The sequence below is a fragment of the Primorskyibacter flagellatus genome, assembly GCF_900176485.1.
Lineage (GTDB): Bacteria > Pseudomonadota > Alphaproteobacteria > Rhodobacterales > Rhodobacteraceae > Primorskyibacter > Primorskyibacter flagellatus.
Genome location: NZ_FWYD01000002.1, coordinates 468,843 through 486,120 on the forward strand (window position 1 = coordinate 468,843; position 17,278 = coordinate 486,120).

18 protein-coding genes are annotated in these 17,278 nt (G+C 61.8%); 4 read left to right on the forward strand and 14 right to left on the reverse strand.

What is annotated here, in order from left to right:
* Window positions 1-13 precede the first annotated feature (13 nt).
* Window positions 14-985 (reverse strand): alpha/beta hydrolase family protein, encoded by a 972-nt coding sequence (locus tag B8991_RS05055; RefSeq protein ID WP_143514491.1) that lies wholly within the window; start codon window positions 983-985, stop codon window positions 14-16.
* Between the two features lie 267 nt (window positions 986-1,252).
* On the opposite strand from B8991_RS05055, the gene B8991_RS05060 reads away from it, so the two are divergent.
* Window positions 1,253-2,743 (forward strand): inorganic phosphate transporter, encoded by a 1,491-nt coding sequence (locus B8991_RS05060; RefSeq protein WP_084350941.1) that lies wholly within the window; start codon window positions 1,253-1,255, stop codon window positions 2,741-2,743.
* A gap of 111 nt (window positions 2,744-2,854) precedes the next feature.
* Here B8991_RS05060 and B8991_RS05065 read toward each other — a convergent pair whose 3' ends face one another.
* From B8991_RS05065 to B8991_RS05080, 4 genes are read right to left on the reverse strand one after another with little or no spacing between them, the layout of a single operon-like run.
* A complete protein-coding gene (locus B8991_RS05065) occupies window positions 2,855-3,298 on the reverse strand; it encodes a MarR family winged helix-turn-helix transcriptional regulator (RefSeq protein WP_084350943.1) in 444 nt (147 codons plus the stop codon).
* Complete coding sequence (locus B8991_RS05070; RefSeq protein WP_084350945.1) at window positions 3,298-4,128, reverse strand: carbon-nitrogen hydrolase family protein; 831 nt, start codon at window positions 4,126-4,128, stop codon at window positions 3,298-3,300. The genes B8991_RS05065 and B8991_RS05070 overlap by 1 nt, the downstream gene beginning before the upstream one ends.
* Entirely contained in the window at window positions 4,128-4,385 is a 258-nt protein-coding gene (grxC, locus tag B8991_RS05075) for a glutaredoxin 3 (protein ID WP_084350947.1), read from the reverse strand. The genes B8991_RS05070 and grxC overlap by 1 nt, the downstream gene beginning before the upstream one ends.
* Before the next feature lie 36 nt (window positions 4,386-4,421).
* Window positions 4,422-5,171 carry a ComF family protein gene (locus B8991_RS05080; RefSeq protein ID WP_084350949.1) on the reverse strand — a complete coding sequence of 250 codons (750 nt, stop codon included), beginning with the start codon at window positions 5,169-5,171 and terminating at the stop codon, window positions 4,422-4,424.
* Here B8991_RS05080 and B8991_RS05085 point away from each other — a divergent pair.
* Both B8991_RS05085 and hemH read left to right on the forward strand, forming a co-directional pair.
* The gene (locus B8991_RS05085; RefSeq protein ID WP_084350951.1) at window positions 5,170-5,988 is read left to right on the forward strand and encodes a class I SAM-dependent methyltransferase; all 819 of its coding nucleotides are present in this window, start codon (window positions 5,170-5,172) and stop codon (window positions 5,986-5,988) included. The genes B8991_RS05080 and B8991_RS05085 overlap by 2 nt on opposite strands.
* Before the next feature lie 55 nt (window positions 5,989-6,043).
* Complete coding sequence (gene hemH / locus B8991_RS05090) at window positions 6,044-7,105, forward strand: ferrochelatase (RefSeq protein WP_084351170.1); 1,062 nt, start codon at window positions 6,044-6,046, stop codon at window positions 7,103-7,105.
* Between the two features lie 80 nt (window positions 7,106-7,185).
* Here hemH and B8991_RS05095 read toward each other — a convergent pair whose 3' ends face one another.
* The gene (locus tag B8991_RS05095; RefSeq protein WP_084350953.1) at window positions 7,186-7,377 is read right to left on the reverse strand and encodes a ferrochelatase; all 192 of its coding nucleotides are present in this window, start codon (window positions 7,375-7,377) and stop codon (window positions 7,186-7,188) included.
* A 148-nt stretch (window positions 7,378-7,525) separates the two neighbouring features.
* Window positions 7,526-8,128 carry a L,D-transpeptidase gene (locus tag B8991_RS05100; protein ID WP_084350955.1) on the reverse strand — a complete coding sequence of 201 codons (603 nt, stop codon included), beginning with the start codon at window positions 8,126-8,128 and terminating at the stop codon, window positions 7,526-7,528.
* A 168-nt stretch (window positions 8,129-8,296) separates the two neighbouring features.
* Here B8991_RS05100 and dalA point away from each other — a divergent pair, with 168 nt between their 5' ends.
* Window positions 8,297-8,815, forward strand: a complete 519-nt coding sequence (gene dalA / locus B8991_RS05105; RefSeq protein ID WP_084350957.1) for a divisome-associated lipoprotein DalA — start codon at window positions 8,297-8,299, stop codon at window positions 8,813-8,815.
* A 55-nt stretch (window positions 8,816-8,870) separates the two neighbouring features.
* Here dalA and B8991_RS05110 read toward each other — a convergent pair whose 3' ends face one another.
* The 7 genes from B8991_RS05110 to hslO form a co-directional block, all read right to left on the reverse strand.
* The gene (locus B8991_RS05110) at window positions 8,871-9,365 is read right to left on the reverse strand and encodes a L,D-transpeptidase family protein (RefSeq protein ID WP_084350959.1); all 495 of its coding nucleotides are present in this window, start codon (window positions 9,363-9,365) and stop codon (window positions 8,871-8,873) included.
* 107 nt (window positions 9,366-9,472) lie between these two features.
* Window positions 9,473-10,693 carry a class I SAM-dependent RNA methyltransferase gene (locus tag B8991_RS05115; RefSeq protein ID WP_084350960.1) on the reverse strand — a complete coding sequence of 407 codons (1,221 nt, stop codon included), beginning with the start codon at window positions 10,691-10,693 and terminating at the stop codon, window positions 9,473-9,475.
* A 37-nt stretch (window positions 10,694-10,730) separates the two neighbouring features.
* The gene (locus B8991_RS05120) at window positions 10,731-12,563 is read right to left on the reverse strand and encodes an ABC transporter ATP-binding protein (RefSeq protein WP_084350962.1); all 1,833 of its coding nucleotides are present in this window, start codon (window positions 12,561-12,563) and stop codon (window positions 10,731-10,733) included.
* The gene (locus tag B8991_RS05125; RefSeq protein ID WP_084351172.1) at window positions 12,560-14,416 is read right to left on the reverse strand and encodes an ABC transporter ATP-binding protein; all 1,857 of its coding nucleotides are present in this window, start codon (window positions 14,414-14,416) and stop codon (window positions 12,560-12,562) included. The genes B8991_RS05120 and B8991_RS05125 overlap by 4 nt, the downstream gene beginning before the upstream one ends.
* Before the next feature lie 80 nt (window positions 14,417-14,496).
* A complete protein-coding gene (locus B8991_RS05130; protein ID WP_084350964.1) occupies window positions 14,497-15,651 on the reverse strand; it encodes a CCA tRNA nucleotidyltransferase in 1,155 nt (384 codons plus the stop codon).
* The gene (locus B8991_RS05135) at window positions 15,648-16,247 is read right to left on the reverse strand and encodes a CoA pyrophosphatase (protein WP_412780459.1); all 600 of its coding nucleotides are present in this window, start codon (window positions 16,245-16,247) and stop codon (window positions 15,648-15,650) included. Before B8991_RS05135 ends, B8991_RS05130 begins: the two co-directional genes overlap by 4 nt.
* Window positions 16,237-17,232, reverse strand: coding sequence for an Hsp33 family molecular chaperone HslO (gene hslO / locus B8991_RS05140; protein WP_084350969.1), 996 nt, complete (start codon window positions 17,230-17,232; stop codon window positions 16,237-16,239). The genes B8991_RS05135 and hslO overlap by 11 nt, the downstream gene beginning before the upstream one ends.
* Window positions 17,233-17,278: the final 46 nt, after the last annotated feature.

The following is a 17,278-nucleotide window of genomic DNA, read 5'->3' on the forward strand; positions in this document are numbered from 1 at the left end:
TGGCTGGATGCGCTTAGTCGTTCACACCCGCGAGGAAGGATATGAGCGCGTCGGACACTTTCTGTTGGATGGCCCGGCGCGCTTCCGATGAAGCGCCGCAAAGGGATGGATCGCCCGCCTCCTCTTGGAGAATATCCGGGCCGGCGTCGGTGCAGACCGCGAACGCATCGAACACGGACGCGTTGGGTATGACAACGTCTTTTGCAAGTTGGTCGTTGTCGGATGCGTCATCAGGATCACCAAGAGAAATCCGCAGCGCGCTGACCTCCGCCGGGACCGCGCCAAGCGCGGTCAGATATTCCGGGTTCACGCCGATCACCGCCTTAACGCGCGGATCTTTGACCAACTGCGCCAAGCTTTCCTGACTGGTTTGCGACGGATCAACGCCTTGCTTGGCATACCAGCCACAATCAGGATTTTCCATTTCACTATCGGCGGCGCAGGACCCCATGTAACGCGCAACGTCGAGTTCTGCCCCGGCGACGGAAAATGCGGCGGTCGCGCCAAGCGCGAATCCTGCAACTGAAATGCTGCGATCATCGACCCGCTGACCCCAGGCCTTGTCCGTCAGCATCAGATCAATCACGCGGCGGATGTCCTGCGGCCTGCGCCAGATCTCGTCCAATGCGGCGGCTGCATTTTCCGGACGCGGTGCGTTGACCTCTACCACGACATAACCTGCTCGCGTTATGGCGGAACTGAGCCAGGCACCGGAATCAGCAGCGGACCGCAAGCCGCCGTGTGACACCACCACCAGTGGGAACGCACCTTCCGGAAACCGGGCATCCGGGGCGGCTGGAACCCCTTCAAATACTGGATTTCCGCCAACGGTTTCCGATGCTTCACCCTCCGAGGGATACCAGATCGACAGGGACAGGGGGCGTTCCGCTACCGTCGTTTCGGAAAGATGCGCAACACCCGCCGCAGGCTGTGCCAGACAGGGCGCTGCGGCCAGGAACAAAGCTAAGGAAAGACCGAGTCTCATTTCATGGTTCCATGTGCGGATTGCATTGTAAGCCGCTGTATCACGCCTTTATGGCAATGACAGCAAGGTCTGCTTGGCCGACCCCTCGCTTCTGTGATCATCGCTGTGAATCGCTTTGCCCCGTCCGCCTCGCGACGGGTCGGGCAGCATTGCGACGGGCGTCCCTCTGGCAGATGACGGGGCGTGATCCCCAACCCAAAGCAAAGCCCCGATTGATCTTTCCCGCTGTTGGAGTCTAGAGAAGGACAAATATCCCGAGGGAACAACATGACACAAGAGCACGGCGATCCCCGCCACCTTGAGACTCTGGATCGCGATCTGGCGCGGTTCTCCAGTCTGGAGATCGCAACCACCTATGTCGGGCGCCCCATGGTGGGGCCTGCCGTCTCGCTTGTGTTCGTTGTGTTGGCGGGTTTGACCGCCGCGCTTTTCTTCGGACAAACCAACAACTCCCTGATCGTGATCGTGGCCGCCTGTCTTGGGGCCTATATGGCGCTGAATATCGGCGCGAATGATGTTGCCAACAACATGGGCCCGGCGGTCGGGGCCAACGCGCTGAGCATGGGCGGTGCCATTGCCATCGCTGTCGTCTTCGAAAGCGCGGGCGCGTTGCTTGCAGGTGGGGATGTCGTCTCGACCATTGCCAAGGGGATCATCGCACCCGAAAGCATGGCCACGGCGGAAATGTTCATCTGGGCAATGATGGCCGCGCTTTTGTCCGCCGCACTTTGGGTCAATCTGGCGACATGGGTCGGCGCGCCGGTATCCACGACCCATTCGGTCGTGGGCGGTGTCATGGGCGCGGGCATCGTCGCCGCCGGGTTCGGTGCGGTGAACTGGTCCACGATGAGCAAGATCGCGGCCAGCTGGGTGATTTCCCCGATTCTCGGTGGGGCAATCGCGGCGCTGTTCCTCTGGTTCATCAAATCCAAGATCATCTATCAGAACGACAAGATCGCGGCCGCGCGCAAATGGGTGCCGGTTCTTGTGGGCATCATGGCCGGTGCCTTTTCCGCCTATCTGGCATTGAAGGGCTTCAAGAAGGTTATCCAGTTTGATCTGACAACGACCTTGCTGATCGGTGCGGTGGCGGGCGTCCTGTCCTGGATCATCATGATCCCGGTGATCCGGCGAAAATCGGAAGGGCTTGAGAACCGCAACAAATCGCTGAAGACCCTGTTCGGCATCCCGCTGGTCGTGTCGGCCGCGCTGCTAAGTTTTGCGCATGGTGCGAATGATGTGGCCAACGCCGTTGGCCCCCTTGCCGCGATCGTGCAAGCCTCGCAATCGGGCAACTTCACCGATGCCGTCAGCATTCCGTTCTGGGTCATGGTGCTGGGGGCGTTCGGCATTTCCTTCGGGCTGCTTCTGTTCGGGCCAAAGCTGATCCGGATGGTTGGCAGCCAGATCACGAAGCTGAACCCGATGCGGGCCTATTGCGTCGCCCTGTCCGCGGCCATCACGGTCATTTTGGCAAGCTGGCTGGGGATTCCGGTCAGTTCTACCCATATCGCGGTGGGCGGCGTGTTCGGCGTCGGGTTTTTCAGGGAATGGGATACGGAAAGGCGCATAAAAAAGGCACGCCTGACCATGCCCGACCGCCCCACATACCCGGCCGCCGAACGGCGGCGCCGAAAGCTGGTGCGCAGGTCCCATTTCATGACGATCATTGCGGCCTGGGTCATCACTGTTCCAGCCGCCGCGATATTGTCGGGAACGATCCTGTTCCTGATCACGCTGGTCATGGGGGCGTCCTGACGCGATCCGAATCCGGCCAAGCCGTGTCCGTTTCATCGACGGGCGGGTCAGCAGCCATGTGTCGCGTGGCGGGATGGCTGCTTTGTGTCGAACTGCCGTCCTTGGCCTGTGCTAAGGATCGGTTTCCAGCTTCAGCCGCAACTCGCGCAGGACGGGCAGGACGGATTTGACGCGGGTATCGCCGAGGTCGGCAACAAGGTCGGCGATCATCGGCGTGATGGCAGCAACGGCGGCGTTGCGCGCGGCGAGGCCTGCGGGGCTGATCGCAACCATCTTGCGGCGGGCATCCTCCCAATCGGGACGGATATGGACGTAGCCGGCATTCTCCAGCTTGGTCAGCGTGTTCGTCATCGCGCCGCGTGTCAGGTGAAACGCGCGGGCGAGCTGGGCCGGGGTGCGTTCGTCAGATGATCGCGCAAGGTGGTTCAACACCGAGAAATGCGAAATCTCCATCTTGTTCGGCAGCACCTTGTTCAACCGGTTGCGCAAAAGCTGATCGGCGGTCAGCAATTCACTGAACAGCAAGGCGGCGGTGGCGTTGATCGAATCCGACATCAGGGGCTTTCAAAGCTGCGCGTATGGGTCAGGGACGGAATCCGCGCCCGCGCTTTGCTTACTGCGTTCAGGTCAAGATCGACAAGGGTCAGCCCCGGTTCGGTGCCCGCATCTGCGATAACCTCTCCCCAAGGCGAAATCACCATCGAATGCCCGTATGTGCTGCGGCATTTGCCGGTGCTGGCGGGATGCGTGCCGGTTTGCGCAGGGGCCAGGACCCAGGCGCCGGTTTCAATCGCGCGGGCGCGCAGCAGGCTTTCCCAATGCGCCGCACCTGTGACAGGCGAAAAGGCCGAGGGCACTGTCAGGATTTGCGCGCCAGCCTGCGCCAAGGCGCGGTAAAGATGCGGGAAGCGGATGTCGTAGCAGATGCTGAGACCAAGCGTGCCGAAGGGCGTCTGCGCCACGACGGCGCGGGTTCCGGGCGCGTAGCCAGAGGATTCGCGGTAACTTTCCGTCTCTGACACGTCCACGTCGAACATGTGGATCTTGTCATAGCGGGCGCGGATTTCGCCATCTGGTGCGATCAGGAAGGACCGGTTGGCAAAGCGGTCTTCCGGCGGATCGGACTTGACGGCAAGCGAGCCGATCAGCAGCCAGATGCCAAGCTTTGCCGCGGTGTCGCGCAGGCCCGAGAGGGTTTCGTCCTGTGCCTCATTGCGCAGCACCTGCGCCTGATGCGGCCTGCTCATCGAGACGCAATTGGTGACTTCGGGCGTCAGGGCGAAGCCTGCCCCTGCTGCGGCTGCCTCGTGCAGAAGGCCCCGGACAAGGCCCAGGTTCTGCGCCGGATCGTCCGACGAGGTCAGTTGCAGCAGGGCGGTGCGCATCAGCTGGCCAAAAGCGGGTCCAGCTTGCCGGCACGCTCCAACGCATAGAGCTCGTCACAGCCGCCGACATGGGTTTCGCCGACAAAGATCTGCGGCACGGTACGTCCGCCACTGGCGCGCTGGATCATTTCCGGCTTGCGGTCGGGGTTGGCCAACACGTCAATCTCGGTGAAGTTGACATTTTTCTGGTTCAGCAACCGCTTGGCCGCGTGACAAAAGCCGCAAAGCGGCGAGGTGTAGATTTCAACGTCTTGCATGTCTGGTCCCTTCTGACAGGCGTGTTTGTCAGGGATTTAAGGCTGGTTTGCAACGCGTGCCAGTGCGATGACACAAACTTCACGCGCCCGCGACGCGTGGCAGGCCTCTGCCGCCGCCGCCAAAGTCGCGCCGGAGGTCATCACGTCATCGACCAACAGGACCGAGCGCCCCTCGATCGACGCGCCGTGCTGGGGGTGGGCGCGGATGCTGCCGGTCAGCATGGCAAAGCGTGCATCGCGGGTCAGCCCCTCCAGCGAGCGGGTCCGGGTTGTGCGCAGCAACAGATCCGGGCAGGTCTTGCGCCCCGTTTCACGGGCCAAGGCGGTGGCCAGCAGGGCCGATTGGTTGAAGCGCCGCCGCGCCATGCGCGACCAATGCAGCGGCACCGGAGCGATCAGCGTGTCCTCGCGCAGCAAGGGCCTGACGGCCTGCGCCATCCACTTTGCGGCGGGGCGGACCACATCATGCCGGTCCCCATGTTTGAGCGACAGCACCAGCCTGCGGCCGGCATCGCGATACAGCAACGCGGCGCGCCCCTGTTGCCACGGCCGTTCGGTGGTCATGCAATCATCGCAATGCACCGCCACACCGTCATCCACGCCCGGCAGCGGTGTGCCGCAGAGATCACAGATCAGACCGCCGATAAACGGCGTGTCGCGCCAGCAAGGGCCGCAAAGGCCGAAATCGCTTTCGACCATGCCGCCGCAGGTCAGGCATCGCGGCGGATAGATCAGCTGGAGTGCCGTTTGCAAACCTGCCCAAGCCACCTTATGTCTCTGCCCCATGACTGCCGTGCCCCTGACCGATCTTGCGGCGCTTGCCCGCAACCGCGCCCGTGCGACCCGTGCGCCTGCCCTGTTCCTGCACCAGTCGGCGCGGGATGAGGTCGAGGATCGTCTCTCGATGGTTAACAGGCAGTTTACCAATCCCGCCATTGTCACGCCTTTCCCCGAAATCTGGCAAGATGTCCTGCCGGGCGTGAAAATCGTGGCCGATACGGATGTGCTGGCGCTGGACGAGGGCGCGCATGATCTGGTGATCCATGCGCTTGCGCTGCATTGGGCGAATGATCCGGTGGGGCAGTTGATCCAGTGTCGCCATGCGTTGCGCCCGGACGGGCTGCACCTGTCTGTGGCGTTTGGCGGGCAAACCCTGCACCAGTTGCGCAGCGCGCTTGCACAGGCGGAAAGCACTGTCACCGGCGGGCTGTCGCCGCGTGTCGCACCGATGGCCGAGATCCGCGATCTGGGGGCGCTGTTGCAGCGGGCGGGGTTTGCGCTGCCGGTCGCGGACAGCCTGCCCCTGACGGTCAGCTATGCCACGCCGCTGCATCTGATGCAGGACCTGCGGGCGATGGGCGAGGGCAACGCATTGAATGGCCGCCTGCGCGGATTCACCCGGCGCGACGTGATCGCAGAGGCCGCGCGGATCTATGTCGAAACCTGGGGTGCCCCAGACGGCCGCATTCCCGCGACATTCGAGATGATCTTCCTGACCGGATGGGCGGCCCATGACAGCCAGCCCAAGCCTTTGCGCCCCGGATCTGCGGCGCATCGTCTTGCCGACGCGCTTGGCACCGACGAAACGCCGCTGAAAGATTGACCAATGCGACATTCACGATATGTCGGACCTGAACATACTGAACGGATGCCCGCCCATGCTTGATGCTACTCACTCTGCCAGCCGTCCCGCAAATGCACCTGATGACCATCCGGTTGTCGCCAAACCGAAAATCGGCGTGCTGCTGGCCAATCTGGGCACGCCTGACGGGCATGATTACTGGTCGATGCGGCGCTATCTGAACGAGTTCCTGTCCGACAAGCGGGTCATCGACTATCCGCGCTGGAAGTGGCAGCCGCTGTTGCAGCTTATCATCCTGACCAAACGGCCCTTCAGTTCCGGTGCGGCCTATCGGTCGATCTGGAATACCGAACGGGACGAAAGCCCGCTGATGACGATCACACGCGACCAGACCGCGGCGATCGCGGCAGAGGTGCAGGCGCGGCATGGCGATCAGGTGATGGTCGATTTCTGCATGCGCTATGGCAACCCGTCCACCGAATCAAAGGTCCGCGCGATGGTCGAGGCCGGGTGTCGCAAGATCCTGTTTTTCCCGCTCTATCCGCATTACGCCGGTGCCACCTCTGCCACCGCGAACGATCAGTTCTTCCGCGCGTTGATGAAGGAAACCTGGCAGCCCACCGCCCGCGTCGCGGACCCTTATTTCGACCAGCCCCTGTATATCGAGGCGCTGGCGCAATCGGTGGAGCGTGGCTATGCGGCGCTGAGCGAGAAGCCCGATATTCTGGTCTGTTCCTATCACGGTATGCCGCAACGCTATCTGATGCAGGGCGATCCGTATCACTGCCAATGCCAGAAAACGACTCGACTGCTGAAGGAACGGCTGGGCTGGGCCGATACAGAGATTCGCACCACGTTCCAGTCGGTCTTTGGCCCCGAGGAATGGCTGAAACCCTATACGGTGGAAGAGGTGGCCCGGCTTGCAAAGGAAGAAGGCAAGAAGAAGATCGCGGTGATCGCGCCCGCGTTTTCCGCTGATTGCATCGAGACGCTGGAAGAGATCAACGAAGAGATCCGCGAAAGCTTTGAAGAGGCGGGTGGCGAGCAGTTCACCTATATCCCCTGCCTGAACGACGACCCGGCGCATGTGACAGCGCTGGCAGGCGTGATTGATCAGAATCTTCAGGGCTGGGTCTGACCCCGGCCAGACAAATGCGCATGTAAAAAGGGCGGCGCTTTCGCACCGCCCTTTTCGAATTCTCTAATCCCGTAGGGGAATTAGTTGGACGCGGCTGCTGCGATAACTGCCAGCAGTACCAGCGGAATGATCAGGCCAGCGGAAGAAGAGCTTGTCGCTGCTTCTTCAACAACCACAACCGGCTCCATTACTACGTCGTCTTTTGCATACGAACCGGCCATTGCGGTCGAAGCGGCGGCTGTCAGGACAGCGGCGAGTGCGAGTTTCTTCATTGTATACCTCCAGTAATACGCTTGTAGTTTCCCACGCAGGGCTAACAGCAAGCACCCAAGACTTACCTCGTAACTCTTTCTAAGCAGCTATTTTCGCCTAATGCAAACGCAACCTTGACGCTTTCGAAGCAGCCCCTGTCCAATGTCGTCAAATTAGCAACACTTGCGTTCCGACCTTCGTCAGCCTGAACAGCTCTTGGATGTGCTCGTTGTACAAGCCGATGCAACCATTGGAAGAACGACGGCCGATCTTGCGTGTGTCATGGGTGCCGTGGATGCGGTAATACTGCCAGCTGAGATACAGCGCATGCGTGCCAAGCGGGTTGTCCGGGCCGGGGCCAACAAAGTCCGGCCATTCCGGATTGCGCTTTTTCATCGCAGGCGTCGGTGCCCAGCTGGGGCCTTCGACCTTGCGGATCACGCTGGTGCGGCCACGACGCGTCAGATCCTCTGTCAAAGGCACGGAGGACGGGTACAGCTTGTAGGTCGCTCCATCCTCTGACCAATAGTGCAGGGCCCGCGAAGTGATGTCCACGAGAACCGCGCCATTGTTCAGCGAACTGAAATAGGGTTGCCAGTCCAGCGCCCGAAAGCTGGAGATATTGCGGCGGACAACCTGCGACAGTTCACGCTCTATCTCGACCGTGTCGGCACCGTTGACATTCTGTGCCAAGGCCGGCGTCGCAGCGAACGCAGCGCCAGCAGCCAGAAAGCCGCGGCGGTCAAAAATCCGAGGTATCGGCTTTGTCATCTTGGAACTCCATAAGGAAAACAGACATTATGGTAACATATTTATTGCCGGAATGCCTCAGTCGCAATTCAAACCGGCGTCATTGGGCCTACTCACGCGGATGTGGGTTTGAATAGCAACGTAAGCACCGCTATGGCTGAAGCAGTGCAATGAACGGATGACAGACACATGATGCGTGCCATATTCTTGACCATTTCGACCCTGCTGGTGCTTGCAGCATGTGCCCCTGCACCCGTGGTCTCAACCCCGGTTCTGGCAGATGGCAGGCCTGCGCCAAAGGTCTACCGAATCAGCGCAGGCTCTGAGTCGCGCATCCAGTTCAGAATGCTCGACTCGGTCAATGCGCTGCGTCAGGCCACAGGTGTGTCCCCGGTCCAACTGAATGCGCAGCTTACCGCAGCGGCGGCCACGCATTCCCGCGATATGGCGGCGCAGAACCGTCCGTGGCATTTCGGATCCGACGGATCTTCGCCGCTGGATCGAGTCCGCCGCGCCGGCTATTCGGGTGAATTGGTGGGCGAGAATATCTCGGAAACCTACGAGACAGAGCTGGAAACCCTGGCCGCCTGGATGGAAACACCCGCCACGCGCAACGTGATCGTCGGCGCCGAGGCCCGCAACATGGGCTTTTCCTGGCACCAGGAAAACAATGGCAAGATCTGGTGGACCATGGTGATGGGCAACTAGGCCCGACCCGCCACACAAACTGCCCCGGACTTGATCCGGGGCCTTGCGCCCACGCCTAGGGCTGGATTGAAATCGGTGTCCCGTTTTTCACCATGGCGTAGATCTGTTCGATCTCGCGGTCCGTCACGGCGATGCAGCCTGCCGTCCAGTCGCGTTTTCCATCACGGTATTTCTTGGGTCTGCCGTGAATGAAGATGTCGCCACCGGGCGGTTTGCCCAGTGCGATCGCCTCGGCGAGATCGGCCTCATTGGGATAATCGATTCCGATGGACAGGTGGAACTCGCTGTTCGGATTGCGCCGGTCTATCAGGTAGTTGCCCTCGGGCGTGCGGCCATCGCCGCTGATCTTCTTGTCGCCGGATGGCGCAAAGCCAAGCCCGATATTGTAGGCCTCCAGCACTTCGGTATTGTGCAGCAGATACATCCGCCGCTCGCCCTTGTTGACGACCACCTGAGTCACTTCGGGGCCATTATATGTCTTGAACTTGCTCGCGCAGCCCGACACGCCGATCATCAGCATGACGACTGCAAGAAACCTGAATACTCGCATTTTTCTGCCTGTTTTTGTATTTGCCTCGGGTGACAGGGTACATTTTTTCGGGCGTCGGAGGTAGGGGGATTATCAACTCAAACCACGGATTGTGGCGGCGATCCGCCTTAGGCGTTCAACGTGAAGCCCGCGACCAGTTCGACATGCGTCGACCAGCGGAACTGATCGACCACGTCAATCCAGTCGATCCGGTATCCGGCATCGACCAACATCTTCGCATCCCGCGCGAATGTCACCGGATTGCACGACACATGTGCGATGACCGGAATGCCGCTTTTGGCAAGCTCGGCGATCTGCGCCTGCGAGCCGGCACGGGGCGGGTCGATCACGGCCGCGTCAAAGCCCTTCAGGTCAGAGACGTCCAGCGGCGCGCGGAACAGGTCGCGCGTGGTATGGGTGACGGCGTGCAGCAGCGGTGCCTTGCGCCACCCGGCATCCAGCGCGCGCACCATCGCCGCATCCCCTTCGACCGCATGCACCGCCGCCGCCCGAGCAAGCGGCAAGGCAAACGTGCCGCATCCGGCAAACAGGTCCACGATGCGGGCAGCACCTCCGACGGCTTCTGTCACGGCAGCCAAAAGCGCCGATTCGCCTTCGGGAGTTGCTTGCAGGAACGCACCGGCGGGGGGCGTCACCCGTGCAGGGCCGAACTGTTGCTCGGGCATGCGCCGGGTCAGGGCAAGATCGGCGTCCCAGGTCAGGCGCGCCAGATCGAATTTTTCCGCGATCGCGGCAAGCTGCATTTGCAGCTGCGGATCGGCCTCTTTGCCGCCCGTCACGGCGACATCCAGCCCGCCAAGCGAGGTGGTGACCATAACCGAAAGCTCTGCCTTGCGGCTGGTGCCGGCAATCGCCAGCGCCTCGACCATCGGCAGGGCGGCGGCAATGGCGGGATCGACCAATAGGCAATCCGGCACCTCGACGATCACATCGGCGCCGCGCTTGTGAAACCCGGCCATCGCCCCCTTCTTGGTGCGGCGTGCGGAAAACCCGGCACGACGGCGAGTCGAGGGCGGTGAGGTCAGGATCCGGCGCGGCTGAACCTCCAACCCATGCGCAGCCAGCGCGTGTGTCACGATGCCCAGCTTCCAATCGGTGACAAACCTGTTTGACACATGCTGCAACTGGCACCCGCCACAGGCGGCAGCATGTCGACAAGGCGCTTTTACCCGGTCAGGCGAGGACGTCACGATCCTGGGCTGCGGCATGGCATCGCCCACAACATCGCCCTCGACCACTTCGCCGGGCAAGGTGCGTGGGACATAAATCGGGCCGGCTGCAATGCCGTCGCCGTGATGTCCCAGCCGTTCTATGGTCACTGTCGTCATAGGCACGCCCTAACGCTTGTCTGCGCCGCGATCCAGCCTATTCGGCGGCATCCTGCGATCCGATAAAGCCGCCCGACTGCCGGTCCCAGTAGCGCGCATAAAGCCCACCCCGCGCCAGAAGCTGCGTATGCGTGCCGCTCTCGACGATGCGACCGTCATCCATGACGATAATCCGGTCCATGCTGGAGATCGTGGACAGGCGGTGCGCGATGGCCAGCACGGTCTTGCCCTGCATCACCCGGTCCAGCGCGCCCTGAATCGAGGCTTCGACCTCGGAATCAAGCGCGCTTGTCGCCTCGTCCAGCACAAGGATCGGCGCGTCCTTCAGGATAGCGCGGGCCAGGGCGATCCGTTGACGCTGGCCGCCGGACAGTTTGACGCCACGCTCGCCCAGATGCGCGCCGTAGCCTTCGCGGCCCATATGGTCCTGCATCTTCAGGATGAACTCATGCGCCTCGGCCTGTTTGGCGGCGGCGATCACCTCGTCCTTTGTGGCCTCTGGCCTGCCATAGCGGATGTTGTCCAGCGCCGAGCGGTTGAACATCGCGGTTTCCTGCGTGACCATGCCGATCATCCGCCGCAAGGATTCTTGCGTCACGCCGCCAATGTCCTGCCCGTCGATCTGGATGGCCCCGCCTTCGGTGTCATAGAGCCGCAGAAGCAGCGCCACGAGGGTCGATTTCCCGGCACCGGACGCGCCCACAATGCCCAGCTTTTCGTCCGGCTGAATGGTCAGGGACACGTTCTCGATCCCGCCGGTGCGCCGCCCATAGGCAAAGCTGACATCCTTGAAATCGACCTGCGCGTTTGTCACCACCAGATCTTGCGCATCGGGCTTGTCCACCAGCGTATGGGGCGGCGTAAGCGTGCGCATCCCGTCCTCGACCTCGCCGATATTTGCGTAAAGGCCCATCAGCGTGAAGCTGACCCAACCGGTCATCTGCGCCAGCCGCAGCGCCACAGCACCGGTTGCCGCGATGTCGCCAGCGGTCACAAGGCCAAGGTTCCAGTAAAACAGCGCGCCGCCGACCAGAAGCACCGGCAGAATGCCCGCAAGCGCCATCAGCCAGAACCGGAAGGCCACTGAAATGTAGCCGAATTCCACCGAACGGTCGCGATAGGTCTGCATCGCGCCCAGCGCCGCGCGATCTTCGTAATCGGCATGGGCGAACAGCTTGACGGTCTTGATATTGGTGACGGTATCGACAATCTGCCCAGTGGTCATCGCCCGCGCCCCAGCGCGCGCCTTTGACCGCTGGCGGATGCGTGGCATGAAATGGCGGATCAGAAAGCCGTAGCCCACCATCCACACCACCAGCCCGGCGGCGATGCGCAGATCGACCGTACCCAGCATCAGCACCGCGCCGACGACAGAGGCGAGCGCAAAGAGGACGGTATGCAGGATCTCGACCACGGAATCGTTCATCGCGCGGGCGGTTTGCCATTCCTTTTGCGCGATACGGCCCGCAAAATCGTTGTCGAAGAAGGTGACAGCGTGGCCAAGGGTATAGCGGTGCAGGCGCGACAGGATCAGGTTCAGCACGTTGGGCTGCACCATGACCGATTGCGTGACCGACGCGACCCCCAGAATCGCCGGGCGCAGCAGGATGAAGAACAAGAGCGACCATATGAGAATGCCGCTTTGGTCGGCAAAGACGGATTGCGCGTCCGAGGACAGCGCCGCGTCGATCACCCGGCCCAGAAGCAGCGCGGCGATCACTTCGGTTATCCCCGCGATGATCGACACCGCGCCAGCAAGGGCCAAGACCCGCTCTGTCCCGCGCAGGCCCCAGCGAAAGAACGCCAGAAGAGTCCGCGGCGGCGCGCCTTCGGCAGGTGCGAAATGGTCGATCCAGTCGGCAAATCTCATGCGGTGGCCTCGGTTTCGTCGTCATCGTCGGTTGTCAGGAAGCCGCCGGATTGGCGCGCCCAGAACCCGGCATATAGCCCACCTTGCGCCAAAAGCGCGTCATGGGTGCCTTCCTCGACAATCCGGCCCTGATCCAGCACCAGAATGCGGTCCATATGGGCGATGGTGGACAAGCGGTGCGCAATGGCGATCACGGTTTTGCCTTCCATCATGCCGTAGAGCGTTTTCTGGATCGCGGCCTCGACCTCGGAATCGAGTGCGCTTGTCGCCTCGTCCAGCAGCAGGATGGGCGCATCTTTCAGGATGACGCGGGCCAATGTGACGCGCTGGCGCTGGCCGCCCGACAGCTTCACCCCGCGTTCGCCAACCTGCACGTCATAGCCCGTGCGCCCCTGCGGATCCTGCAAGGTCAGGATGAAGTCATGCGCCTCGGCCTTCGTCGCGGCGGCGATCATCTCTGCCTCACTCGCGTCGGGCCGCCCGTACAGGATATTGTCGCGCACCGAGCGATGCAGCAAGGCACTGTCCTGCTGAACCATCCCGATCTGACTGCGCAAACTGTCCTGCGTCACGGCACAGATGTCCTGCCCGTCGATCAGGATGCGGCCCTGTTCGACGTCGTAAAACCGCAAAAGCAGCTTGACCAAGGTGGATTTGCCGGCACCCGAGCGACCGAGCAGCCCGATCTTTTCACCCGGCCGGATGTTCAGCGTGACACCGTCCAACCCGCCAGTGTCACGGCCGTAATGATGCGACAGATCCTGGATCGTGATCGCGCCATCGGTCAGCACAAGGGGTGGCGCGTCCTTGTCATCCACCAGATCGAGCGGCTGGGCAATCGTCTCCATCCCTTCGGCCACGACGCCAAGTTCCCGGAACAGGCTGGTCAGCGCCCACATGATCCAGCCGGTCATCGCGTTCAGCCGCAAGGTCAGCGCGGTCGCGGCCGCCACGACCCCAACCGATGCCTGCCCTTGCGTCCAGAGCAGCAGACCCCAGCCAACGACCCCGACGATCAGCAGGCCGTTCAGCGCCACAAGCGTCACATCCATGATCGTGAAGATCCGCATCTCGGCGGCAAAGGTCTCGCGGGCTTTTTCAATTGCTTCGCGCGCAAACTCCAGCTCGCGGTCGTGATGCGCAAACATCTTGACCGAATGGATGTTCGAATAACTGTCCACGACGCGCCCTGTGACAAGGCTGCGCGCATCCGATGCTGCCTTTGACGCCGGACCGACGCGCTTGATCGTCCACCGCATCAACGCGGCATATAGCGCAAGCCACAGCACCAGCGGGATCATCAGGCGCACATCGCCCTGCCCCAACATGACCAGCGCCCCGACCACATAGGCAAGTGCAAAGGTGATCGCGTCAAAGACCTGAAACACCGCCTCGCCCGCCGCCGGGGGTGTCTGCATGATCCTGTTGGCGATGCGACCGGCAAAGTCATTTTCGAACCAGCCGACCGACTGGCGTAACACATGCCCATGCGCGCGCCAGCGGATCAACGTCCCGAAATTCGGCATGATCGCGTTGTTCAGCAACAACACATCCAGCATCTGCAACACGGGCCGCAGGAACAGGATGAACAGCGCGAGCAGGATGAACTTTGTGCCATGGTCCGCCCAGACCTGCGCGGGGTCGCCACCCAGCACATCGACAATCCAGCCCATCGCCCAGATCAATGCGATTTCGACCGTGGCCACGACGACCGAAGCCAGCGCGGTCAGTGCAAAGACGCGTTTGAACGGCACGGAATAGCCGCGCAGGAACGGCCACAGCTTCGTGGGCGGCCTGTCCTGACGCGGATAGTCGCAATAGGGATCTACAAGGCGTTCAAAAAAACGAAACACGGGCGGGCTCTGATCTGATCGGGTTGGCGCACTTTCACCGATTTTCCGCCCGAAGGCCATGCCTTGGGTTCTGTGGCGGGTCAGGTGTCGCCAAGCAGCGCATCACGGTCAAGGGTGAAGCCCGATGCGATCCATTTCATTTCAAGCGATTTCAGCTTTTCGCCCAGCGCAGGGCCGGTCAATTCGGGCATCAAGTCCTTGGCCTTAATGGGAAATTTTTGGGAGGCTGCATCGAGCACGGTGCGCAACCATTGCGGGTCAATGGCAGAGTCGAACAGCGCCGCCCGCAGGATCAGAACCGAAAGGGCAGTGTCGGTGCCATAAAGGTAGCCCAGCGCCTCGGGGCTATCCATGTTGCCGATCAGATCCCCCAGCAACGCAAGTTGCTTGTGTTGTGCCTTTGACAGGCGCAGGGACTCGCCGTCGCGAAACCCCAAAGCGGCAAGGCGGCGCAGCGGATCGGTTGGAATGTTCAGACTGCCTTCGTGATGCACAAGCGGTGCCAGCGCCGTTGACACCGCGCCGGGCATGATCACCCGCAAAACGCCGGTGTGTTCCATGGCCGCAATCGCCGGGGCCGGGTCCGGGGCCGCCAGCAACTTGAGCATTTCCGACCCGACACGCTCTTTAGACAGTGTTTGCAGACCGTCGAGATTTGACGCGATTGCCGAAAGTGCCTCGGCATCAAAGCCCTGATCGGGGTCGCCATACCATGCTGCAAAGCGGAAGAAGCGCAGCGACCGCAGATAATCCTCGCGGATCCGATCGGTCGCATTCAGGATGAACCGGACGCGCCGCGCGCGTAGATCCGGCAGGCCGCCCAGCGGATCAATGACTTCTCCGGTCCGGTCCGCATACAGCGCGTTCATCGTCAGGTCGCGGCGCACGGCGTCTTCGGCAATATCGCCCGAAAAGGCGACCACGGCGCGGCGGCCATCTGTTTCTACATCGGCCCGAAACGTGGTGATCTCATGCGGGGCACCGTTCGAGATGACCGTGACCGTGCCATGCTCGATGCCGGTGGGAACGGTCTTCAGCCCAGCGCCTTCGGCCAGGGCCATGACCTGCTGCGGCAGGGCATTGGTTGAAATATCCATGTCACTGACCGCCGCGCCCAGCAGATCATTGCGTACGCAGCCGCCTACGAAATAGGCCAGATAGCCACCGGCCTCCAGCATCTGCATGACTGCCTGCGTTTCGGGCGCAAGAAACCACGTGCCGGTCACGCGGGTCATCGCGACAACCGCTCTGCCAGACCCCGAAGGATGCGCGCGGTGGCTCCCCAGATGTAATAGGGTCCGAATGGCACGATATAATAATGACGCGTCTGGCCGCGCCAGCGGCGTCCCTGAATAGTGTAGTTTTCCGGCACCAAAAGGTGGTGCAACGGCACGCGAAAGACTTCGGCGACCTCGCCGGGTTCCGGGATCAGATCGAAGGGTTGGGAAATGATCCCGATGACCGGCGTAATGGTGAAGGACGTGACCGTCTCATGCGTGGGCAATGTGCCGACCACATCAACCAATTCGGTTGGCAGCCCGATCTCTTCGTGCGCTTCGCGCAGGGCGGCGGCGACAACATCGGCATCGGTGTCATCCTGCTTGCCACCGGGAAAGGAAATCTGACCCGGATGATGCTTCAGCGCCGAGGACCGCTTTGTGAGGATGATTTCCGGCCCGTCCGGCCCCTCAAGCACCGGAACAAGCACGCCGGCAGCCCGCAGCCTTCGACCCTCAGGCAGAACGACGCCGGGATTGAGGTCAAAATCCGATGACGCGGCTCCCGATGGTTCAACCGCGCGACGCAGCAGTTTGAGGGTGTCAGTTGTCACCCTCGTCACCCTTTGCTTCGAAACCAACAGTCGACGGGTCGAGCACATAATGCGCACCACAGAACTGGCAGTCCGCCGTGACCGTCCCCTCATCGGTGGTCATCTTCTCGATATCCCTGGCGGAATAGATCGACAGGCTTTGGCGCACGCGATCCTCCGAGCAGGTGCATCCGAACCGGACCGGCTGTGTATCGAACACGCGCGGGTTTTCTTCGTGGAACAGCCGCACCAGCAGATCGGTCGCAGGCAGGCTGGGGCCGATCAGTTCAATGTCCTCGACCGTGTCCAGCAGAAGATTGGCCCGGTTCCAGTTTTCGCTGGCGTCGTCATCCAGAATATCGTCGGCCGCCAACAGGCCACCCTCGCCGGATCCACCTTCGCCACCCGCTGCGGGAGACGCCTTGGGCATCGTCTGCAACATGATCCCGCCAGCGCGCCAATGTTCCGGCACGCCGGGTTCGGTGGACCGTCCGAAGCTGAGCGCGAAGCGGGTCGGCAACTGCTCTGACTGGGCGAAATACGTCTCTGCGCAGTTGGAAAGCGTGGCACCCGTCAGCGGCGTGATGCCCTGATATGGCGTCATGCCCTTGCCCTGGTCGATCATGATCGCGAAATAGCCTTCGCCCACGTTGTCACGCGGCGGCCCGTCGGTCAGACGGTCGGCATCATAGCTGGCATAGGCGCGGATCTTGGCAGGTTCGCCTTCTTTCGTGGGGCCGTAGAAATCGGTCGCGATCATGCGCACCGGGCCTTTGGACTGAACCTGCAAGGACAGTTTCCAGCGCAGCTTGATCGTCTGCCCGATCAGCGCGGTCAACAACGCCATCTCCGCCACCAGCGCCTCGACCTGGGGCGGGTAGTCATGCTGTTTCAGGATGCCGTCCAGAACGCCGTCCAGCCGCGCGACCCGGCCGCGAATATCCGAGCGGTCAAGTTGAAAGGGCAGGACGGTGTCGTCCCAGGCGAGTTTAGAACCGAGTGTCATGGGGGTTTCCTTGGCCGTGGCGTGTTGGCATACAGCGACAATATAG